The 22,142-nt window shown below is 47.6% G+C and carries 16 protein-coding genes and 5 pseudogenes; all 21 read right to left on the bottom strand.

The window, feature by feature from the left end:
• A complete protein-coding gene (gene mngB / locus EL29_RS09525) occupies positions 1–2,634 on the bottom strand; it encodes a mannosylglycerate hydrolase (RefSeq protein WP_015700037.1) in 2,634 nt (877 codons plus the stop codon).
• Between the two features lie 25 nt (positions 2,635–2,659).
• On the bottom strand, positions 2,660–3,763 hold the full coding sequence (locus EL29_RS09530; protein WP_015700036.1) for a PTS fructose transporter subunit IIC: 1,104 nt from the start codon (positions 3,761–3,763) through the stop codon (positions 2,660–2,662).
• Positions 3,764–3,776: 13 nt separating this feature from the next.
• The gene (locus tag EL29_RS09535; RefSeq protein WP_014593971.1) at positions 3,777–4,100 is read right to left on the bottom strand and encodes a PTS fructose transporter subunit IIB; all 324 of its coding nucleotides are present in this window, start codon (positions 4,098–4,100) and stop codon (positions 3,777–3,779) included.
• A complete protein-coding gene (locus EL29_RS09540) occupies positions 4,097–4,558 on the bottom strand; it encodes a PTS sugar transporter subunit IIA (protein WP_013026224.1) in 462 nt (153 codons plus the stop codon). The genes EL29_RS09535 and EL29_RS09540 overlap by 4 nt, the downstream gene beginning before the upstream one ends.
• A gap of 635 nt (positions 4,559–5,193) precedes the next feature.
• Positions 5,194–5,514 (bottom strand): hypothetical protein, encoded by a 321-nt coding sequence (locus tag EL29_RS09545; RefSeq protein WP_019106582.1) that lies wholly within the window; start codon positions 5,512–5,514, stop codon positions 5,194–5,196.
• 43 nt (positions 5,515–5,557) lie between these two features.
• Complete coding sequence (locus EL29_RS09550; RefSeq protein WP_019106581.1) at positions 5,558–5,821, bottom strand: hypothetical protein; 264 nt, start codon at positions 5,819–5,821, stop codon at positions 5,558–5,560.
• Between the two features lie 198 nt (positions 5,822–6,019).
• Positions 6,020–6,112 (bottom strand): annotated as a pseudogene (locus tag EL29_RS23425) (RHS repeat-associated core domain-containing protein); the annotation flags it as partial.
• Positions 6,113–6,198: 86 nt separating this feature from the next.
• Positions 6,199–6,291 (bottom strand): annotated as a pseudogene (locus tag EL29_RS23430) (RHS domain-containing protein); the annotation flags it as partial.
• A 74-nt stretch (positions 6,292–6,365) separates the two neighbouring features.
• A complete protein-coding gene (locus EL29_RS09560; RefSeq protein WP_015700035.1) occupies positions 6,366–6,614 on the bottom strand; it encodes a hypothetical protein in 249 nt (82 codons plus the stop codon).
• Positions 6,615–6,947: 333 nt separating this feature from the next.
• A pseudogene (locus tag EL29_RS09565) lies at positions 6,948–7,232 on the bottom strand (RHS repeat-associated core domain-containing protein); the annotation flags it as partial.
• Between the two features lie 547 nt (positions 7,233–7,779).
• Complete coding sequence (locus EL29_RS09570; protein ID WP_013026226.1) at positions 7,780–7,986, bottom strand: hypothetical protein; 207 nt, start codon at positions 7,984–7,986, stop codon at positions 7,780–7,782.
• A 15-nt stretch (positions 7,987–8,001) separates the two neighbouring features.
• Positions 8,002–9,038: pseudogene (locus EL29_RS23300) on the bottom strand (RHS repeat domain-containing protein); the annotation flags it as partial.
• 869 nt (positions 9,039–9,907) lie between these two features.
• Positions 9,908–10,288, bottom strand: a complete 381-nt coding sequence (locus EL29_RS09580) for a hypothetical protein (RefSeq protein WP_019106578.1) — start codon at positions 10,286–10,288, stop codon at positions 9,908–9,910.
• Positions 10,285–14,740, bottom strand: a pseudogene (locus EL29_RS09585) (glycohydrolase toxin TNT-related protein). Before EL29_RS09585 ends, EL29_RS09580 begins: the two are co-directional and overlap by 4 nt.
• Before the next feature lie 3 nt (positions 14,741–14,743).
• Positions 14,744–15,184 carry a DcrB-related protein gene (locus tag EL29_RS09590; protein ID WP_028715255.1) on the bottom strand — a complete coding sequence of 147 codons (441 nt, stop codon included), beginning with the start codon at positions 15,182–15,184 and terminating at the stop codon, positions 14,744–14,746.
• A gap of 12 nt (positions 15,185–15,196) precedes the next feature.
• Complete coding sequence (locus EL29_RS09595; RefSeq protein ID WP_235193309.1) at positions 15,197–15,982, bottom strand: hypothetical protein; 786 nt, start codon at positions 15,980–15,982, stop codon at positions 15,197–15,199.
• A gap of 75 nt (positions 15,983–16,057) precedes the next feature.
• Positions 16,058–16,801 (bottom strand): lysozyme inhibitor LprI family protein, encoded by a 744-nt coding sequence (locus tag EL29_RS09600; protein ID WP_028715257.1) that lies wholly within the window; start codon positions 16,799–16,801, stop codon positions 16,058–16,060.
• A 249-nt stretch (positions 16,802–17,050) separates the two neighbouring features.
• Positions 17,051–17,431 carry a hypothetical protein gene (locus EL29_RS09605; protein ID WP_028715258.1) on the bottom strand — a complete coding sequence of 127 codons (381 nt, stop codon included), beginning with the start codon at positions 17,429–17,431 and terminating at the stop codon, positions 17,051–17,053.
• A 288-nt stretch (positions 17,432–17,719) separates the two neighbouring features.
• The gene (locus EL29_RS09610; RefSeq protein WP_227022854.1) at positions 17,720–18,301 is read right to left on the bottom strand and encodes a hypothetical protein; all 582 of its coding nucleotides are present in this window, start codon (positions 18,299–18,301) and stop codon (positions 17,720–17,722) included.
• 514 nt (positions 18,302–18,815) lie between these two features.
• Entirely contained in the window at positions 18,816–19,376 is a 561-nt protein-coding gene (locus tag EL29_RS09615) for a hypothetical protein (RefSeq protein WP_015700028.1), read from the bottom strand.
• 13 nt (positions 19,377–19,389) lie between these two features.
• Positions 19,390–22,101 (bottom strand): type VI secretion system tip protein TssI/VgrG, encoded by a 2,712-nt coding sequence (gene tssI / locus EL29_RS09620; RefSeq protein ID WP_029571429.1) that lies wholly within the window; start codon positions 22,099–22,101, stop codon positions 19,390–19,392.
• Positions 22,102–22,142: the final 41 nt, after the last annotated feature.

The raw sequence follows: 22,142 nt of genomic DNA on the forward strand, positions 1-22,142 counted from the left end.
TTATATCCGTTTAATCAGCACCGTCTGCACGTCGTTAGGCTTGAGCGTCTGCCGTGCCTGCATGGGCGTCATCTCATCGAGCATTACGCAGCGCGCGTCCTGCAGAGGCGGAATCACGACATCGGTTTCCAGATGGGGATTATAAAATCTGACGATGATTCCGCTGTGGTCTTCCGCACATTTCACCGCACTGACCAGGGCATCGCGGTGTGTTGCTGGCAGGTTTAGCGCGCTGTAAGTTTCGGGATAATCCCGCACCTCGTCATTCAGACAAAAACGCAGTCGTCCGTTCAGGAAGTCGCTGTCCTGATAAACGGGAAACTCGGTCAGCCAGGTTTTCGACACGCGCGCATGTTGGGCCTCATCGAATGTGCCGCGGTAAGTTCGCCAGCCAAATGAGAAGGTCATAGTTTTCAACAGCTGGGCATCAGGCGTTTCTACGATACTTTCACCGGACGCGCGGCCCGGCCGATAAAGCAGATTTTCTTTACCCATAAAGCCAAATGTGCGGAACAGCGTCAGCGAGAGCGTATTGAAATCATCCCCGACGATTTCGTATTCACGCACACCATTGGTGTGCAGCGTAAAGCCGTGCTGCTCATCGTGGAGATTGACGTAGCTTTGCATCGGTTCAATCGAGATCGGTTTTTCCTGCCAGCGCTCTTCTTCCCAGCACTGCAGCGCCTTGCCAAGTTGCACCTGTCGGGTTACCGCGCCAAACAGCTGATCGGCACAGGAAACCCGGGCCGCAATATCAGTGGCAAAGTGCACACAAAGACGATGACTCAGAACGTTGTTATCCACTTCCACATTAAAGCGAATAAGATCGTCATTCTGCAGAACAACTTTTACCTTGAGGTTCAGGGTTGTCGTGGCAGTGCCTGCCGCCCTTTCGGCTAAATCAGCCGGGACCTTGAGCGCGTAGCGAAGTATCAGGCCCTTACTGACGGTACTCTTTTGTTTCTGAACGGTCGTCATGGCGCCCTCAGACGTAATCATCCAGTCGGCCCGAGGCGGCGAATAATTGTATGAATCCCCATCATCACCGTTTTCCACAAACAGCATTTGCCGCGGATAGCGTTTACCGCTCCGTTTATCGGTAATGGTTAACAGGCCATCGGCTTCCGCCTGAATATGGTAAACGTCATTTTCAGCCGTTGTCTCCTGGCTCAGCGCTGGCCTCGCGGCGTTATCCTCGCTGAAATCAATGTACCAGCGGTCATAGCCCAGTGCCGGTAATACCGGGCTTTTAACGGTCAGACGCGTACGGCAGACTTGTTCAGGTTTATGCCAGGCTTTACCCGGATCGAGGCGAATCGTCTGATTAAGTACGTATTGCGTCAGATCTTCTTCAGACTCGATAACACAGGGGATTGCTTTGTCGTTGCCGTCACGCAAGGTAAACGGCAGCCCCGGCAGCCAGGCCTCAAAGGTTATGTCTGGAGCAACACTCCACGGCAGTGGATTGAATACGGTGAAGGTAAAATCATGCTGGCGCGGAATGCGCTGTGTGATCAGTCGGGTATGTAACTCCAGTAAATTCTGCGCCAGCCCTTTGGCTTCTTTATAGCGGAAGAAGACATCCTGATTGGTATCATCGCTGTTACATCCGCCGATGCTGTCATGGGCGGCGTTGTAAAACATCAGTTTCCATATCGTTGCGACAATATGTTTGGGATAGGCATTGCCCAAGCTCTGACTTATCGCCAGCACAGGCTCAAGCGTATTCACCAGCAGCGATTCAACTTCATTGTTTAACAGTTTCAGGTCGGCACGACAGGAGAAGATCGTTTTGTGCACGCGCGAATGCTTAGCTTCGGTCAGTTCACCCTTTAGCGTTCGAGCCTCTGTACCGGCTTCCTGTTCCAGCATCTTAACGACAGTCAGCGGATTGCTGATGAGGTACTCGCGACTATCATCACGGGCATTAAACTGCTCGACTAATTCTGGCAAATTGCGGCGCACGGGAGCCTGGTCGAAGCCATGAGGAAACAGCAGGTGCTGGCGATGACTGCGCGCTTCTATTGCAGCCATCTTCTCATCAAGAAAGGCTTTCATGGTTTCAGGCGTTTCATCCAGCAAGCCGCCGTAGTGATAACCCCACGGCATCTGCAGGGCAAAAACCCGGTCACCGTTATCACCCTGCCAGAAAAATTCTGTTTCGTGCAGCGTATTATCGGCAATGCCGCGCCAGAATAAGGCATGATGGATACCGAACTGGCGATAGAGTTGCGGCATATTGCCGCCCTGGCCAAAACAGTCCGGAACATAGCCTAGCTTCATTACGTTGCCATGGCGTTGAGCCACTTCCATACCGTAAAACAAATTCCTGACAACAGACTCCTGATGAATCACCAACTGATCCGTTTGGGTAAACCACGGCCCCGTCAGCAAACGTTCATCGGCGATCAGTTTCGTGAGTCTGGCTCGATCCTCAGGAGCCCACTGAAGATAGCTTTCGATAAGTGAGCTTTGTGCGTCTAATAAATAGCAGGGAAACTCAGGATGGGTTTCCAGTACCTGAATAAGATTTTTAATATGGTTGTACAGGTAAATCCGCGAGCGTGAAGACGTAAAATACCACTCCTGATCCCAGTGCGTGTGCGTATAGAGATGAACTGTCCGCTTTTTCATATTATTAACCTTACTAAAAACCGCTTTAGTCGAATTTAATTTCAATATCGTCTGGGGAAGTATTGATGCTCTCGCTGTTCGCATCCGTCTCATTAAAATTCACTAAAACGTTAGCGCCTATTGCGATCACCAAGGTGCCCACCAGCGCGCCAAGAAAATAGGCCCACGGATTCCCGACGGTAAAACCACCGTACAAGCCCCCCAACGGCGGCATAATGGGATAGGCTTTAAACAGCGCCACCGTCATTGAGCCCATAGCGCCCGCCAGTATGTTTAACGGAATTAATCGCGCGGGATTTTTTAACGTAAACGGTATTGCCCCTTCGGATATTCCCAGAATGCCCATAATCACCGAGCCATTACCGGCTTCTTTTAGGGTTTCACTGAAGTTACGTGGCCGGATAAAGCGGGCAGCGGCATAGCCTAATGGCGGAATAATAATCGCGACATTGACCAAAATAGCCGGTAAATAAACGCCACTCATAAACAACACATTTCCCGTGCCCCATGCTGCTTTATTAACCGGCCCGCCAAGGTCAAAACAGATCATCCCACCCAGTACCGCCGCCAGCACAACGGTATTGGTGCCGTCTTCGGTCATGCGCTGCACCCAGGCCATCAGCGAACTGTTGAGCCAGTGCAGGACATCGCCCAGCAGCAACAGCATCACGACAACCTGCAGCCCAACGGTAATAAACGGCAGGATAATTAGGGGCACGGACGAAGCGGCAGAACCGGTGATGCGGATTTTTCGTGATACCCATTCCGCAGAATAACCCGCCAGTAAGCCGCCCAGTACCGCTCCCAGAAAACCGGATCCGGTAACAGAGGCAATCAGCCCCGCCGCAAAACCTGGCGCCAGCCCTTTTTTCTCGGCTATTGAATAGGCAACGTAAGCACCTAATACGTAATTCATTAATCCAATGATTTTGAAGCCGATATCCTGGGCAAGATACAGCCATTTTTCCAGCCCGCTACTGTGGGCAAAGCTGTCCAGATTGGGTTCACCCAGGATGATGCCGATAATCTTGGCCACGGCGACGACTAACGAGCCGGCAATAATGACGGGCAGCGCAAAAGAGATCCCTGTCATTAAATGGTTTTTGATATTGACCATAGTTTTTTTCATAGTGTCACCAATATCACGGGTTACGGCGCGCCTCGACAGCCGCCACGCATTTTGCAATGACCTCGGCTGCATGTCCGACGCACTGACTGATTTTCACCCTAATGACTGTCTTACCGGCAAAGCGCTCTTCTTCTTCAATCGAGCGATCGGCGGCAATCAGCACAAAGTCCGCTTCAGCAATATGTTGCGGGGTTAATTTATCGATCATCCCCATCGCCCCTTGCTGTTCGATATGCACCTGATGGCCCAGCTTTCTTCCCTCTTTCTCAAGCGATTTGGCTGCCATTGGCGTATGGGCTAAGCCCGCAATACAGGACGTGACGCCTACGATATTCATGCTTCCTCCTTAAACTGGATTCGTTGCACCATAAACTGGAACAGGGCATCCCTGTTTTCGAGCGTAAATAAGGCTCGCCTGAAATCATCATCAACAATCTGGCTTGCCAGCGCGTTAATGATTTTTAAATGCAGAAGACTGGCGCCAGATTTTGGTACCAAAAGTGCGAAGATTATTTTGATGGGTTCGCCATCCAGACTTTGCCATTCAATTGCGTCATTCAGCCGAATAAAAATCACGCCGGCTTTTATTACGTTGTCCGTTTTGGCATGAGGCATGGCGATTTGACTTTCAAAACCCGTGGAATATTCATGCTCGCGCTGCCAGAGATCCGTTTTAATGTCATCTGCACTCAGCGCCCATCCCTGTGCAACCGCGTGCGAAGCAATAAAATCAAAGACCTCGTCTTTGCTGGTAAATGCTTTATTTAAGAATATGCTTTCGCGATCAATAAGCATGTTTTCCCTCTTGCCGGATTATTCCGTACCTTGATGAAAATCCTAACGGAAACCTAAGGTATGTAAACACAAGCGGTTTCCGGCATGGTGCGGAAGATGTCTGCGGCAGAGCGGGCCAGAAATGGGAGGCAGGTCTAAATAATAACTTTCTTTGAGATATGGATCACGTGGAGGAATAAGGACAGGTTTTAGAGGTGTTTGTAAGGTGGTAAAGAATAGGGATGTTTGAAAAGGGGATTGGAGGGAATAAAAGAAGTCAGCTGAGTGATTATGTCAAGAGGGAATGGTATTTTTTTATATGTTAAATAATCTTATGTAGCCCCCCTGAAAGGTAATACAAAATTGAAGTAGCACTTACAATCAAGATTGATTGAAACCCTTTATAGATAAAGAAGTCTTAAATACCAACTTTATAGATTCTTTCTTGAAATTATCATTAGAGAGCATACACTCTAACTTCCTGATACAACCGGAAAATCCATAATTATTTAGCTATTAAAACCACAGCACCTGCAATTAACCTCTTCGCACACCACTTGAAAGTGCGCTAATAACCTCTAGGAAAAACGATATTTCAAAAACCCCTTCAAAAAATTCAATTAAAGTAGCGCTATAAAAAGTTGGCAACTGAATTCTTACCTTTCCCTTACTACGAAATCTCCCGGGCCATTCCAGGCTATCTCCTTATAAGGCATATTAATTTCACCTCTTTCCTTAAGGTAATCCATAACCTGAGATGGAGCCCACCCCTGTCCGTATGAAAACAACGCGCCCATCTCAATAAGTTTTTTCAATACAGTAACCTTATCATTTCCATCTTTAAAATTAACACAGTAAGAACACCCCGCCTCAAGATAACTACGCATCGATAAAATAGAAATGTCATGACCGCAACCTACTGATTTAATCACAACTATTTTATCTTCCAATATAGTCACAACAATAGCCTTTAACATTTCACTCCTTAAATAATCTCAACCAGCTTATTTTCACCAATATTTACTTAAGCTTAGATAACTCCTTTTTAAACTTTGCTATCAACTCCATCCATTCGTTATATGAATTATTTTTAACATAACAATCACCCAACCATTTTGGATGACAACGTGAATGTAAACTTTCGATAGCGCTCAACCTCTCAGAGTCGCTTTTACTTAATGTCAATACCTTACCCATTAGACTTTTTATTTCATTCGCTTCATCTACATAAGAAGCAAACATCAATGCTTCGTATATTTTCAAACTAGTTTTATCTATACTCATGGCGTTTTTGGTGCCTCTTTAATACTCATCAACTGTGAAGTTTATTCGCTACTCTCTACTGACTTTCTTAATCGCCATTTAGAATTTAACATTCCATTGTTATTGATAATAAACCGCCAAATAACCACAGACCTTAATGCTCATATAAACCAGAAATTTGAGCTCGCTGCTATTATTAATGTCGAATTTTTTTGAACGGTTTATCCCACCCGCCAGCCCTATCGGGTCATGCTGGGTAAACCGGCCGCTGTCCGGGTCATAGCAGCCAAACAGATTGTAGTACAGCCCGGTTAATTCGGCACCTGTGGTGCCTCACCCCTTGAGCTATCGCTAAAGCGATGTTCAAATTTGCTTAAGAAAATTAGGTAATTGCCCTACATGCCCAGGTTCTGCTCTACCACCGGAATTCGCTGGTTAGACTCGCACAGCAATTTGCCCCACGGGCTCTTAACACCTTCCCATACTTTTTGCCTTTATTAAGTTCGTCATAATATCTACCGTAAAATCAATGCATAATTAAAATTAAATTTAATTAATTCAAGTTTCACTGCCAAATATTAAATAACTGTTTCCAGATTTCCATCTCTTCATCTGTAGCAAGACTATAATCGCCAGTAAACTTGCGATAACTCATGAAACAAACGTCAATGGCCCGAATTGAAACTGTTTTATTCTTGCGGCTCCCATCAATGATAAATTTCATCTTATCGCGATATTCTTCATCTTTAATCATTATTTGGAAAAAGACCTCAAGAAAATCTAAAACTTCATTATAGGAAAATAAATCTATCATTCTCTCCCCTATAAAATATCAACTTTATCGAACTCTATTACACTTGAATTAGCATGCATTTTTTGATTTCTCCAGCACCATATTCTGGGGGGAGGCTTAGATGAATGGTCAAGAGGGGCTCCCTCTCTATCACCAAACATTCGAGGATGACGCACTTGTGGCACGCCGTTTCCAAAAAATTGCAACGTATCACCCCCCTAAATCTGATATAACTCTATGATTTGTAGATTAATATCAAAAAATAAAATGTAAACTCCTTGAAATCGGCACCTGCGGTGCCTCATCCCTTGGGGCCATCACTGAAGCGATATTCAAATTTGCTTAAGCAAATTAATCCCTGTCCAGATACTTGCCCTGCATACGCAGGTTCTGCTCCACCACCGGAATTCGCTGGTTAGACTCGCACAGCAATTTGCCCCATGGGCTGTTCACACCTTCCCTGGTCTTTTGACCTTCAGCGTCGGTCAGCAGTTCTGGCGTGCCGTTAGCCGCGCAGTGGAACCAGAATATTTCCGGGCTTTCCACGCCATCAATACGGACCAAAGGCTCATAGCTCTGGCTGTCGCTGTAGACATAGGTAAGCGGAGTATCGTCATGTATTTTCTGCAGCGGGCGGAAGGTTTGAGAGAAAAGTGGATGGTATGACGAGAGTCGCGGAATGGGTGTTCTGCGAAAACAGTAATGAAGAGCTGCATAGTTTATTTCATGCGACGCTGCCGGGCGATGTTAGCGAAGCATTGTGTACGGCAATATTGGGAAAACAGGATGAAAGCATACCCCTTAAATATCCATAAAGCATAAACCAGAGTTGGAAACAATAATCATAAAAAAGACTATCTTGTGAATACTTATGTTTAGATATATCTAATATTTACCAATCCTAAATTTCAAACAGCCCTTGACTCCAAACCTTCTTGGCATTTAATTTGACTGGAACCAGCTTTTAAATTAGCGCCCTCAAGAGTCACAACTCTAGAAATAAAAAACCTTGCTACTTTATTTTCAAGGTAATAACCCTGATTTAAGCAAAACTCCCCGAGCTATCATCATAGTAAAATAATATACCAAACTAGCACTAAAATTGTCATTTTGATAAAACGCCAAAGTAGATGCTTTGGCAGAGTGTAAGACTACGAAATGCAAGTGCAGATTAATAAACCCAATATCAACAATTTATTTTATCTCTAACTTGAGTGCTTATTATTACCTCATATGCATCTTGTTCGCTTAACTTTGCTTTATTAAACTCTTCTTCGCTTATCTCAGATTTAACATCTCTATTAGTAATCCCACCAGCGTCATAATTGATATAGTATTTGCCATCTTCTTGAGTAATGAACATGCCATAGCCACTAAATATAGCCTTTCCCATTATATTCTCCTTACTTTAAATTTTATTGATAATAGCTTGATTTAAGGGAGTCGGATCTATAGCTGCTTCCGGAATCCTTCCCGATGTATATCCTCCGGGAAGCCAAAATTTATTTGCTCCAGCCTCATTATCAGATGGCATCCGCAATCCAGTTGGATTGGGTATCTCAATTCTTACAGGTGCGTCACCTAGATCTCCTTTCGACAATCCTAACAATTTCTCAATTGTGCGAACATCACCGCCTGATCTACCGATCACATCATCAGCGACTGACTTAGGCATAACAAAATGTCTACCTGGCGGCCCAATTTCGGAATATTCTGGATTAACACCCCACGCAATTTTTGACACTCCACCTTCAAACTGACTTAGATGAGCTTTAATTTTATTAGAATCTAAGTAAGTGACTGGATCAGGGAATTTTTCTGGTTTAACAATCCCTTTTGTAGCATTGTATGCTCGACCAGCCTGTTTCCTTGTAGAGAATGCACCTTTCGTCTTCCGTTCAAAATCATTCCATTTGTTCTTACAGCTCAACCCCAAGCCCAGCGCATTCGGGGCATACTGGTAAAGGTTTATCCCGCCAGCCAGACCTATCGGGTCATGCTGCGTAAACCGGCCGCTGTCCGGATCATAATAACGGAACAAATTATAGTGCAGCCCGGTTTCACGATCCAGATACTGGCCCTGCATACGCAGGTTCTGCTCCACCACCGGAATTCGCTGGTTAGACTCGCACAGCAATTTGCCCCATGGGCTGTTCACACCTTCCCAGGTTTTCTGCCCTTCGACGTCAGTCAGCAGTTCCGGCGCGCCGTTTGCCGCGCAGTGGAACCAGAATATCTCCGTGCTTTCCACGCCATCAATACGGGCCAGCGGCTCATAGCTCTGGCTGTCGCTGTAGACATAGGTAAGTGGAGTATCGTCGTGTATCTCCTGCAGCAGACGATAGCCTTCCCAGACAAAGCGCGTTGTGACGGCGTTACCCGACGGCTTTACCCTGTAACATCTGTTCAACTTATTTTGGTGGTGCGTCTGTCCAGCGGGTCGTAGCTTTCGCGTGCGTAGCAACTCGCGTCTGCATTTTGCTTTGTATGAGTATTATGATTTAATAAAATATGGTTTGGTATTATGAGAGAAATAGATTGGGTAGGCAGTTAAAACAAGCTTACTGAACGTTATAGACTTTTCCATACTCTGCTGCTGAGCATTTTTTCTGATATCGTAACAAAGTAAAACGCTACTGCAATTCGCAATATACAAAGTACAGATATCGAAAATACGAAAAAATCAAGTATAAACATAGGGTTACTAAACCACAATCAACTCTTATGAATATGATTTAGCATAATATTTTTTATTTTTTCACAAAGTAAATCGACTTCATCAATACTTATTTTATCGCCGGAGTCCCATTTCACTTAACTTTTCTTACTTAATGTGTAATCTCTAGCAGAGATTACACATATTGTGGCTCTATCTTCCACTTGAAGATACATTCGTTCGCCTCTGCAGATAATTTTAATTCGTATATGTCCAGGCTCATTATCTTGATATGTATAAGCTGAATTATCATTTTTCAATTCATTGATATATGCCACTCCATCTCTATTCATCTATGCCGTTCCTTAACAATTGCGAAAGTTACCAGGTAACTCATAAGCAAGGTATGCACGTGCTTATTCTGGGTCGCAGCACTTACTTTATTTTTCTTTTTTTAACACGCATTCAAACTTAACTTATCAACCCATTCAAGTGCATTGATTTTATTGATAATTATTGATAATTATTGATAATTTTAAACCACCTACTAATACTATTAGGATCAGCAGGGTGTCTAATTGGATTTATCCACCAGGCCTTCCATTAAAAACGTCATAAAGAAAAAAATTCCCATTAAAAATGACAATGTCTATAATTATCAGCACTCTTCATTGAAAGTATTATTGTCAAATACCCCTACAAGATAGGATCCATAACGAGCAGGCTGTAACTCCTTGTAAGTAAACACAACCAAAATATCATGCCCATTAGAACATTTTGTTTCTGAAACTCTCAATGAGCTATTTTTATATCTATATTCTTGAATTTCGCCTCCAACAAACTCCAACCCCTTAATACTGCCAACTATAGCTTTTATTTTCTTTTCATCATACATATCTAAATCTGTAGAATTGTACAAGCCATAATAAGCCATACCATCACAGCGAGGGCAAGAAATTAGCTTGTCATTCTTAAGGAATGCATCTTCTAACCCGTCGTGAATTAATACCTTTTTTTTCTGATGATTAATTATTTTCATACTTTCCTCAAATAGCCTTTCTCGATTAGTTTATCAATTTTCAAAAAGGTTTCATGTTGCGTTCCGTAGCCTGGCTGTCCAAACCATGGTATAGCTGGTCCAGTATCAACCGGCAATGGCTTCAATACCTCATAAATTGAATAAGGTTTATCCAGTGTACTCGATTGTAAAGCCCTGCCCTCAAATGATGAACCTACTGGAGAAATAAAAGTACCAGTATCATGGAATCCTTTTTCATCGATCCAACCACCATATCGATCAACTAAAGTGCCGGGTTGAAGAGTTGTTCTTGTTGCTTTTACGAAACCGCGATTAGGTGGCCAAGCACCTTCACCCATAAATTGTTCTAACGCTGCCCAGTCTTGTTTTTTCCATAAAGCATATGCTTTGGATGCTTGTTTCCTTGAAGTAAATTGATTATTGTTCGATTTTTTCTGAAACTCATTCCATTCGTTTTTACACCTACTCAACCCCCACGGATCCACCCAGCCCAGCGCATTCGGCGCATACTGGTAAAGGTTGATCCCGCCCGCCAGCCCTTATCGGGTCATGCTGCGTAAACCGGCCGCTGTCCGGATCATAATAACGGAACAAATTATAGTGCAGCCCGGTTTCACGATCCAGGTACTGGCCCTGCATACGCAGATTCTGCTCCACCACCGGAATTCGCTGGTTAGACTCGCGCAGCAGTTTGCCCCATGGGCTGTTCACACCTTCCCAGGCTTTCTGCCCTTCAACGTCGGTCAGCAGCTCTGGCGTACCATTCGCGGCGCAGTGGAACCAGAATATCTCCGGGCTTTCCACGCCATCAATACGGGCCAGCGGCTCATAGCTCTGGCTGTCGCTGTAGACATAGGTAAGCGGAGTATCGTCGTGGATCTCCTGCAGCAGACGATAGCCCTCCCAGACAAAGCGCGTTGTGACGGCGTTGCCAGATGGTTTCCCCTGTAACAGTTGATGGCGGGTTTTACTGATGCGTCGCCCCAGCGGATCGTAGCGGAAGCTCACCTTAGTACGTGGCTTATTGCGGTCCCGCGGTTCGCTGATGACATCCGTCAGGCGGTGCTCACCATCGTAACGGTAGCGCCAGCGGGTCTGGCCGTCATCCTTTTCGGTGGTGCGTCCATGAATGTCGTACTGCCAGCGGATACCATTCAGTTCAGTGACGCGGTTATGCATGATGTGGGAAGCGGCATGGCGATCCAGCGGGTTGCCTGCGCCATCCCAGCGCCACTGCTCATTACCCGGCTGCGCGCCTTCCTGAGACAGCAGCCGACCGGCGTTATCGTAGTGCCATAATGTCTGGCTGAACGGGTTATCGTCGCGCTCTTCACGGATCAGGTTGTTGCCGTAATCGAAGTCCCGCCGGCGGGACCAGACGCGCGGCGCAGGACGCTGTGCTTCACCTTTGAAAACGTCACGGCGGCGCAGCCTGCCCAACCGGTCATACTCACTGCGCGTGGTCAGGCCGCCCTGCGTGCGGCTGAGTTCCCGATGCAATGTGTCACGGGTAAATTCGGTGACCGGCAGGTTGTCCAGCGCGATGCTCAGTAAATGGCCGCTGCCGTAGTAAAGCTGCTTCAGGTTGCGACCATCCGGCAGGGTTAAGGCCGTGCAGTTACCCAGCGCGTCGTAATCCCAGGCCAGCGCGCCCTGTTCACCCTGCTCACCTAGGATGCGGCCCAGCGCATCATAGGTAAACGCAATCTCCTGCTCGGCCTGCTGGCTCCACTCGGTGTCAGACAGCGGCAGATGCTGCGACACTTTACTTAACTGCCCACCACCGCTGTAGTGATAGCGCGTCTGGCCTTCCGGCGTGGTCCGCGCCAGCAGTTGTCCCGCCCGGCTCCAGTGATAGCGATGGGTAATGGACTGAGGATGTCCGGCGGCAAAGGTGCGTGATACCGTACGGCCCGCCGCATCATAGTCATATCGCGTGGCAACGCCATCCAGCCCAACCTGGGCCAGCAACAGGGAATCTGCGCCCCACTCGAACTGATACTGCTCGCCGTTCTCGTTTTGCAGCGCTGTCAACCGACCACGGCTGTCCCAGCTGCGCTGAACCGTCTCGCCCTGGGCATTACGGTTGGCGATTAAGCGTCCGACGTTGTCGTAGCGGAATTCACTACGTTTACCATCCGCTGACTCGTGGGCCAGTGGCAGGCCGTTGTCGCTCCAGCGCAATCGCTCTTCCCAGCCCTCTGCCCGCTCCAGCAGAACAGGACGGCCCGCTGCATCATAGTGATACCGGGTTTCTTCACCATCCGGCGCAGTCACACAGCTGAGCCAGCCAAGGGGATGATAGCGGTAGCGCGTCGTCAGTCCTGAACAGTCTGTTTCGCGGATAACCTGGCCGGCATCATTGAATTCACGACGGTAGCTGTTGCCTGCCGCGTCAATCTCTTCGACAACCAGCCCAAACTCATCCCGCTTATAGAAGGTACTCTGCCCGAGCGCATCAACCACGCGCTCAAGGCCATGATGGGGATCGTAATAGTATTTCGTGGTGGCACCGTCAGCCCCGGCAACGACCGTGGGCAGAGAACGGTGTGACAGCCATTGCACCGCCTGTACACCGCCGTCCGCATCTTTCTCTTCTACACGGTTGCCGAGATCGTCATAGGTGAAGCTCACCGCATTACCCAGCGGATCGATACGGCGCGTCAGGAGTTCGTTTTCATCCCACTCATAGCGCCAGGTCTCGCCCCGCTCATCAATAAAGCAGGTGATAAGCCCTGCAGCATTCCAGTGATGTTCGCGCTGCTGACCGTCATAGGTCGATACGCGCGTGATGCCAGCATCAAGATCATAATGCATGTGACAGCCGTCACCGGTATTGGTGCGGTTTTCAACGACGCGCCAGTGATCCAGCTTCTGCCAGCGATATTCGCTTTCCAGCCCGCCCGGCAGTTGATGCCAGATCATTAACCCGTCATCGTTGTAACGGAAGCGCCGCGAGACAACGCCTGCGGCATCGGTGACGCTGGCAAGCTGGCCCTGTTCATTGTAAGTCCAGAGCGTTAATGGCCAGTGCTGCTCACCATCAAAGTGACTGGCCGAGGTCGGGCGCTGTGCATGCTGTTTGTCGTCGTAATGCAGGGTAACGTCAATGGCCAGCGGCGCGTCATGAATGCGCACCAGGCGAGCCTGTTCGTCCCAGCCCATCTCCAGCGCATTGCCGTATTCGTCGCTCAGTGAAGCCAGCCGCAGCACTTGCGGATCAGCGGCCGTACGTCTGTACAGACGCCATACCGCACCGTCGTCGTCGGCAATGGCGATATCACCCAGTTCATTGCGCCTTACCATCAGCCCTTCGCTGATGCTATAGAGCACCTCTTTTTCACCGGGAACCGCAAAGCTCAGTTCGCGCCCGTTGTCATCAAACCAGGTCGCCTGATTGCCATCCAGCTTTATATAGCTGTCAAACACCGTCGCCCAGCCCAGACCAAATAATCCGCTGCGCTGGGTCAGGCTGTTATAGCTACGCTGGAAACTGAGCGGGAAGCGACCAGGAAGGGAGAAATCGCGCTCGGCATCATCGTTAAGCACTTTGACGCCGGTGGAGGCATGAACCGGAAACAGCGATGAGAAGGCGGCGTTGATGGCCATATCCGCCATCATCCCGCCCACGGCGCTCGCCAGCGCACAGGGCATGTTTTTCAGAATCTGGCTGGGGCGACCACGAATCAGGGAAAGGCCGATCATCATCACGGCCAGACCTGGCACCTTGCCACTTTTAATCTCTCTTACAGTGACGGTTTCACCACCAATGATGACATTGGGGGAAACATCGTCACTCACGGTGGCATCACAGGTGGTTTTATCCTTTGCGCGCACCGCAGGCTGGCCATTGATAAAGACGCTTTTCGATCCCTGCGCCAGATATTGCGGTGCGCTGTGCTTTTCACAGGCCACTTTGTCCTGTTCAAGCGGAGAGGTGCCAGCGTCGGCGGAAGCTACCGTGGGTTGCCACATTGCACTGCCAAACTGACCCACCGCAGAGAGCAGCATGCCGCCATAGTCTGCGAAACTCTTGGGCGATTGCGGTTCCGGTGGCGGCGTATCTCCGGGCGTAAGCATCCCGGCCGCGCGTGCAGCTAAAAGACCATTCACGTGAACATTCTCTGATCCGCTGGCGATCACACCGGCTGGAGAAGGCGGGAATATCATGTCTCCCAGCCCATCGGCCGCTTTAGTGATGTCATCCGAAATGCCCGCAGCATTCGCTAATACACCGCCAATAATGCCGCTGAGCAGACAGCTGGAACCAATGGCTGCGACGCCTGCCGCAGCCATTCCTGCCCCCAGCAATGGTGCTGCTGCTGTAGCCGCCGCACCGACCGCCGCACCGATCACCGCGTAGGCTGCGCCCTCAGCGACAATACTGGTGATATCAGCGAAAATACTGGAGTGAATGATCTCATCGCCCACGCGGGCCGCACGGTTATCCATAGCTTATGCTTTCTGTGGGTTGTTAAGACTCAGGCTTTGTTTGAATGCACTCCAACGCTGTCCGTCTTCTTCATTGAAAGCGCGCATCGCGGAGAGGGTAAAAATCATCAAGATGTTGCTATCCGGAACCCGGGTCGCCAACTGTCGCTGCCACACGGCTTGTCCGTTACGATCGAATGCGGTTTCAACTTCTACCGCACGCAAAGCGTTATCCGCACCAGCCGTAACCCGAACAAACTCCGTCTGCTGAATATGGCCCATCTGGCTGCGCAACGTGTCCCACTGGCGCTGAAACTCTTTTTCCGCATCGCTGTCTTCAGGAATCACGCCTCGGCTCACCACTAATGCCAGTCCGCTGGCGTCATCCCGCAAAATATTCATAGTCGTGTCCTGCCAGGCAGCAGGAAACAGCGCAAAAGCGCCTTCATTAAACTGATAATTCATAGGATGTCCGTTTTATTGATTGTTTGTGGCGGGTGGAACCAGGCTACGATAATCGCCATCCGCGTTATCGGCATTTGTGAGTAACTGTGTGTTGTCACGAGCAACTTTGATATCAAAAAGACGGGGAGAAATATCCGGGTCCCCGCCGCAACTGACGTCATGGTTGTCTTCACGAACCGTAATGATGTAGAACGCCTTCTCACTGGTGTCATCCAGGTCGTATCTCAGACATTGATCATCAAGCGCGGTGAGGTGATAAGTATGAATCGCGTTCGTCGCTAAGGCGATAGCCTGATCAGCGCTGATTTCATGTTGCTCTGCACTCATGGTGGTATTCAACATGATGTGACTGACTTTTTGCTGGTCAATTTCGAACATCAACTGCTTCTCACCCATCTTATAGATAAGCCAGTGCTGATTATCACTGTTATCTTCTTTTCCGGGCCCATAGGCTTTCTCAACCTGTTCCACGCTATCGCCGACGATGATGTTACGAGCCGTCGGCACGCTGGCACCGTCCAATAGGATCTCTGCCAGAATTGCATGGCTGGCGTTTCCTACCGCCGTCGCGCTGAATAACTCAAAGCCGTCATAGGTATGTTGGTAATAGTTGTACCGCTGCTCATTGATGACGACTTCTCCGGCCACAACGGAACTCAGGGCTTTGCCTGCGCGTATGAAGTTTTGGTTGTTCCATGCGTCGCCGGGGGTGAAAGCGTAGTCGTTGAGCAGAACGGAAAAATCTCCCTCATTAAGAGCTGCAACTGAGATGCCCGTGCTGGATTCAGCCCTGGCCATACATGATACAAACATAACGACAGGCACAAAAAAAACGCTGCCGAAAAGACGATTTATGAACATGGTGTTTTTTAATCAGGGTAAAGGCAGGAGAGTATCAAATGAAACTGGTGTTGGCATTAGGCTACCATCAGGATCTTCAACAAGTTGCCACGAAAGATTTGCCCCTTTTAGGGTGACTCTGGCTTTCCTGCGGTCGGGTTCACCTGACGAGGAAGGGAATGAAAGCAAAACAGTGTTACCGCTTACGCGTCCGTGCAATGTATGGGGATTATCATCAGGACAATCTATCTGCTCAGTACCATTCATATAACAGTAGGTGCCGGTAACATCATCGCCATGCTGTACCAACGTCACATTAAGCGTACCGTTCTTTTCGCTCTCTCCATACCAACTGCCCGTTAAAGGTGTTGAAGAAGCTAACTCATCTGCACGATTAATTGTCATTTTTAAATAACAGCGATCGCCTGCAATCAATTCAGCATCCTCATTTACTGCGTTAGCAATTTGCGCGTTGCAGTTAGTATCACGAAATTTAATCCATTGACGCTGCGCCTCCACATAACGCTGCCTCGCATCTTCACGGCGCGTTGCCAAAAAATGTTGATAGTTTTGGTTCAGCCGCGCATCCTGACGCTTGATTTCGTTGCGGTAGCAATTACTTAATTTCTCATTCGTTGCGCTACTTTTACTTAAGCAGACCAAGAAACTCCGCCCTTCATCATTAAGTACGACATGATTTTTTTCATCAGCCTTGCTGGTGCAACTTATTAGAAAAAAAGATAAAGAAAAAATAAGAATTAAAGAAAAACGAGTCATTATCAAGACACACCGTATAAGTTGAGAATTATTAGAGCTTGAAGCAGCAAAAAAAATCATTATTTAATTTTAAACAGATTACTACACGTTCGTGCCAGTCACATAAAACCTAACACCTTCATTAATCAATGAAAAGCTTAAATCCTTATAAGTATAAAAATTCATATTAATCAAAAAGCATCATTACAGCAAATCAAACAAGAAAACAAAGGTACTAAACTTTAAGCACCCTTGTTTATTAAATTACAGCTAATTACTCTTTTTTTTCTGAGCATCCTGATTGTAGTCTGGAGCAATGCCTTTATGCATATCAATTAATCTTTCTTTTTCAACCCAACCAGTAATTTGGTCACCGTCATCAGAAAGATACATGACACTGTAATAACCATGGTATTCAACGTAGGCATAAAGGCTATTACCCGGAATGACGAAAACCCCTTTTTCCAAACATTTCTTATCTGGAGCAGAGTAAAACTGTAACCGGCCTTGCCCACCTACTTTGAAAACATTATCAGTATTATCAAAACTTATGCCTTTAGCATTTGCAAGTTTATCAAGGTCCGCACAAAAATCATTTGCCAAAACCTTACACGGCAGCACCAAAAAAACCATTATTAATATCTTAATCATACCTACCCTAAGCTTTAACAACACGCACTAAACAATAGAATTAATTTACACTAATGAACTGTTCGGCCAGGCTCAACCAAAGCTGAAATGAAGAAAGATGTATATAATGGACAAGAAATTGATTAAAGCATATTAAAAAAGTAAATTGATTATTAAATTACTTTAAGACAAAAAATAATTGCCATTTGGTTAATTATTTAATCACTCCACAAGAACCCTTCAATGGAGGTTTTAGTTGTCAATACGGCTTATCTTTGACAATTACCTTCTCTCTTATAATTATGTTAATTATTGAATGGTAGTAATAGTAACGTTAGTCAGGCAAATAGGTTTTTTCTGATTAAATGAAAATGTGATCTCATTTTTATCCATATCAGAAAAACTCGTATAGCTGGTTGTCTCATTTTCAGAATCCCCACGCGGGTAATTTGATAACTTAGCATCATGGTAATGCTTCTTGACATCACTGAGCGTGAAGCACCTTCCATTAAGTGAGAAGCGCAGAAAAGGTGCCATACCTCCCGACGATTTACTGAGACGCAATTCAATATCGGTTATGGTCGATGCATCTTCAAGCTTTACTTTTTCGCGAACCTGATAAAAATTGATGTATTCGTTCTGATTTATTAATTTGAACGCTAGCGGCGCACGATTAACATCATCTACAGTGAGTTTTTTTACTACAGGATTCATCTGCGGGATAAAATGCCATACATCTCTTGCTTGTATTCTGGCATCAGCCACTCCACTTACCAAAACACTTAACAGCAACACTATTGCTCTAATGTTGTACTGACCAATTATTTTGGTGCAGTCTATATAAAGCCATTGCGCACTGTTTTTTTGTGGTGACACTTTCACTATTACCACAACATCTCCAGGCTTTTAATCAAGAAACGAACAAGTAAGAGATAATATATAAATGTCGCTAAAGATAATATAACCATTACCTAAAAAATCTTAAGCTTGAGAAAATCATCTGGTGGTTAAAGAATGTTGAAACGCTATCTAATTTATTCTTATGAGACGAATGTATTTGTACAACTGAACCTATTACAATGCATACTGCATCACATGTAAACATCATCAAGATTATCAAATTAATAAATAACTTCATCTCTATTTACTTTACGGTTAAATATTCATCGACACTTTCCTTTAAGGCTGAAAAATTCTTTTGAATAGTAACTTACCAGACTACGCAGCATGTTGTTCTCCAAGGGCGCTTTGATAGCAATTGAAAGCAACTCTTTTTTTGGTGACATGCCTTATACTAAGAAATTTATAAAGAATAGAAACTTGGTAGCGGGCTTAACAGCCCGCTACCAATAATCATCTTAGCTGCCTGATTTAATTCTGCGTAAAGAATTATAAAGGCTTTTATTTAGTTATCAGTGTTAAGTGTCATCATAACATGACTGATTTTTTCATGTTCAAGCTGAAAAGAGATGCGCTTATTATCAGCATCATAATATAACCAATGCTGATTATCACTGTCAGCCGTTGTACCTTGGCCATACTTGCTGATCAGCGTAGCCTGGGTGTCGCCAATCTTGATGCCCCTGGCTGTTTCAATTGCGGGAGTGTTAATGCTTATCTGCGCAATAAGGTAGCTGTCAATGTCGCGCTTTTCCTGTTGCCAGAACAGATTCGCAGTGTAGATTTCAAAACCGTCAAATTGATGCTGATAGTACTTATAGCTCATGTCTCCAGCTGGCACATCGCCTACAAAATTTTCGCTAAGCTGCTCGCCTGCCTGCTTCTTGACCTGATCGCTCCATTTTTCACCTAATGAAAAAAGGTGATTGTTAATTTTGACACTAAAATCACTTGCACTGATTTTAGCAGGAGCTGCGAGGGTCGCTGCCGCAACAGCCATATTAACCTGAGTGGCAGGGAATAGCAGAACAAATAAAAACGCTGCTTTCTTGAGAGAAAAAATCATATTTATCAATCCTTTAATTATACTCAGGCACGTCATAAGAAAGATTCGCATTTGGAAAGCTGTCGAACATTTTTTTCATGCTGGTTGTCTGAGCCGTTGCCCAGTTGACATCTGTGGCATACTGGTGCGTTCCCGGTGAGGCCGGATTCCAGCGCATTTTATACAAAGTATTCTGGCCAGAGCCAACAAACTTATCAGATATCCATTTTGCGCCGCCATCAATGGCCTTCGCCGGAGTTGTCCACCCTTGTTTGTAGGCATAGTTAGCACCGGTTTGTACAGCATTTCCATCCAGCGCTCCAATGCCATACATATTATAAACTTTAGTTCCATTGACCATCACGCCTTTGGCCAACTCACTGGTGCCATTTCCCGTCTCCAGCGCGGAATGCGCTGCGAGGTAAGCCTCATTGACATTGTATTTTTTTGCCGCATCCAGGTAAGTCTGTTCCTGACCAGCAAGCGTGCCCTTATCTTTAAGAAAGTTGCTCATCTCATCTTTACTAATCCCAGATGAGGAAGAAAGATCAACAAATTGATATTTGTCTTTACCTTCCATATGGTTAGCAGGATCGACATATTTCTTAATATCTTCCTCTGTTGCGGGTACAAAACCTTTCGTCGCGTTATCCCATTTAACTGGCTTTGCTTTCAGCCCCTTTTGTTTTTTAACCATCTCATCAACCGTGTAGTTATATTTACTCTTCTTGTCCCCAGAATTTGCTAACGGTGCAGCGGTTGCTTTTGCAGGTGCTGCCGCAGCTTTAGGTGCTGCCGGGGCCGCCTGCCCCTTTTGCTTTGGGGGGAAAAGATTCACAACGGCCTGATTGATGTTGCCTTTGTGGCCAGCACCAGGTGCCCCCGTACCCGGCTGCGCACCGGATGTATTTAAATTGAGTTTTCCGCCTGATGTAGTGATGTGTCCATCACCGTTAACAAAAAGATTGAAGCCCTTACCGACAATATTGATATGACCATTAGCATTGAGTTCGATAGCACTTTCGCCGCATTCAAGGCGTAACTTAGTTCCTGACCCAAGAACGTAGGTTTCGACAACGTTGTCGATTTTTCCTTGTCCCGTTAAACGCTCTTCGCCACCTTTAACACCATGCACGCGGTTGGTTTCAACCCGATAGAGTTCGTTACCGCCTGCATAGTGGCTGTGGTTGTTGGCAACGGAATGGCTGGAATCATTTTTAACATGCGTATCCATGTTCTTCTGCGCCTGGATCCACAAATGCTCCTCGCCCGCCTTATCCTCAAAGCGTAATGCGTTCGCGGTATCCGCAGTGCCGTCTTTCGAGCGACTCAGAAAGCCCATTTGTGTGGCGGCAGCCGGTAGTGCCCATGGCGGCATACTGGCTTCGTTATAAACGCGGCCAATGATCAACGGACGGTCTGGATCGCCGTTGATGAAGTCCACGACGACCTCATCGTTGACGCGCGGGATCTGCACCCCGCCGAAGCCCTGACCCGCCCAGGCACTCGATACGCGCACCCAGCACGAACTGGTGTCGTCACCCTTCGCCAGACGGTCCCAGTGGAACTTCACCTTCACCCGGCCGTATTTGTCCGTCCAGATGCTCTCGCCTTTCGGCCCCACCACCTTCGCCGTCTGCGGGCCGTGTGTCTTCGGCCATGGCGTCTCCGGCTTCGCACGGTACGTCACCGCCGCCGGCAGCACCGTGAAGTCGATGTTGTGCCGCGTGGCGCCCACGTCGCCGCTCGCGTAGCTGTTCTCTTCAAAGTCGTAGTGCGCCGACGTCACCAGGTATTTGCCGTTGTCGCTGAAGTGCGGCGCGTTCAGCAGCGAAAAAGTGTAGCCCGGCGCGATGCCCGTCGCCGTGCCGCTGCCGCTCACCATGTGGTGCTCGACCTGCCACACCTCCTGGCGGATACGCGCGTAGTACTCGCCGTGACCGTGCTCCACGAAGCGACCCGGCCAGTCGTACACGTCCACCGAGCCCGGGGTCGGCGACACCGGGTTCTGCCGCGCCTGCAGCATCCACGCGTTCGGCTTGCGGAAGTCGTAGTCGTCCGTGCTGTACATCCCCGGCGTCACGCTTTCCGACAGCGCCCACTGGCTCACGCCCTCTTCCGTCACGCTGCCGCCCGACGGCGTCACGTGGTAGGCTATCGTTTCGTAGCCCGGGAACGCCTGGTGCTGGTCCGGCGCGTCGCACAGCACCAGCGTGTGCTTGTCCGCCTCGTGACGGAAGAAGTAGTACATCCCCTCCAGCTCCATCAGCCGGCTGATAAAGTCGAAGCTGCTCTCCTGATACTGCACGCAGTATTCCCACACCCGGTAGCTTCCCGCCAGGCGCGTTTCCACGTTCACTCCGTACTCTTTCAGCAGCGTCTGCACAATCTGCGGCACCGTCTGGCTCTGGAAGATGCGCAGGTTGCGGTCGCGCTTCATCGGCCACAGATCCGACTCCACCGTCAGCCCGTAAACGGCGTAGCGCACGCCGCCCAGCTCCTCGCTGCGCACGCCTATCTGCGTAATTTTGCCGTTGATGTAGCGCGGATTCACCGCGCTCAGCAGACCGTCCGTCGGCAGCGTGAACGTGACCGGCTTGCCCAGCAACGACTTACGATCAATGCGCGCGTCGGTGGAGAGCAGCTCCGCTTGCAGCACGAACGACTGGGACAGCGCTTCGCTGCCGCTCAGACGTCGGAACAGCAGTCCTTGTGCGGGTAACTGGACTGTAATACGTGAAAACATAAAATTCATCCCTGTCAGAAAAGGGGTTGGTAAAAAGGGTT

It is taken from the genome of Pantoea ananatis LMG 2665 (assembly GCF_000710035.2).
GTDB lineage: Bacteria > Pseudomonadota > Gammaproteobacteria > Enterobacterales > Enterobacteriaceae > Pantoea > Pantoea ananatis.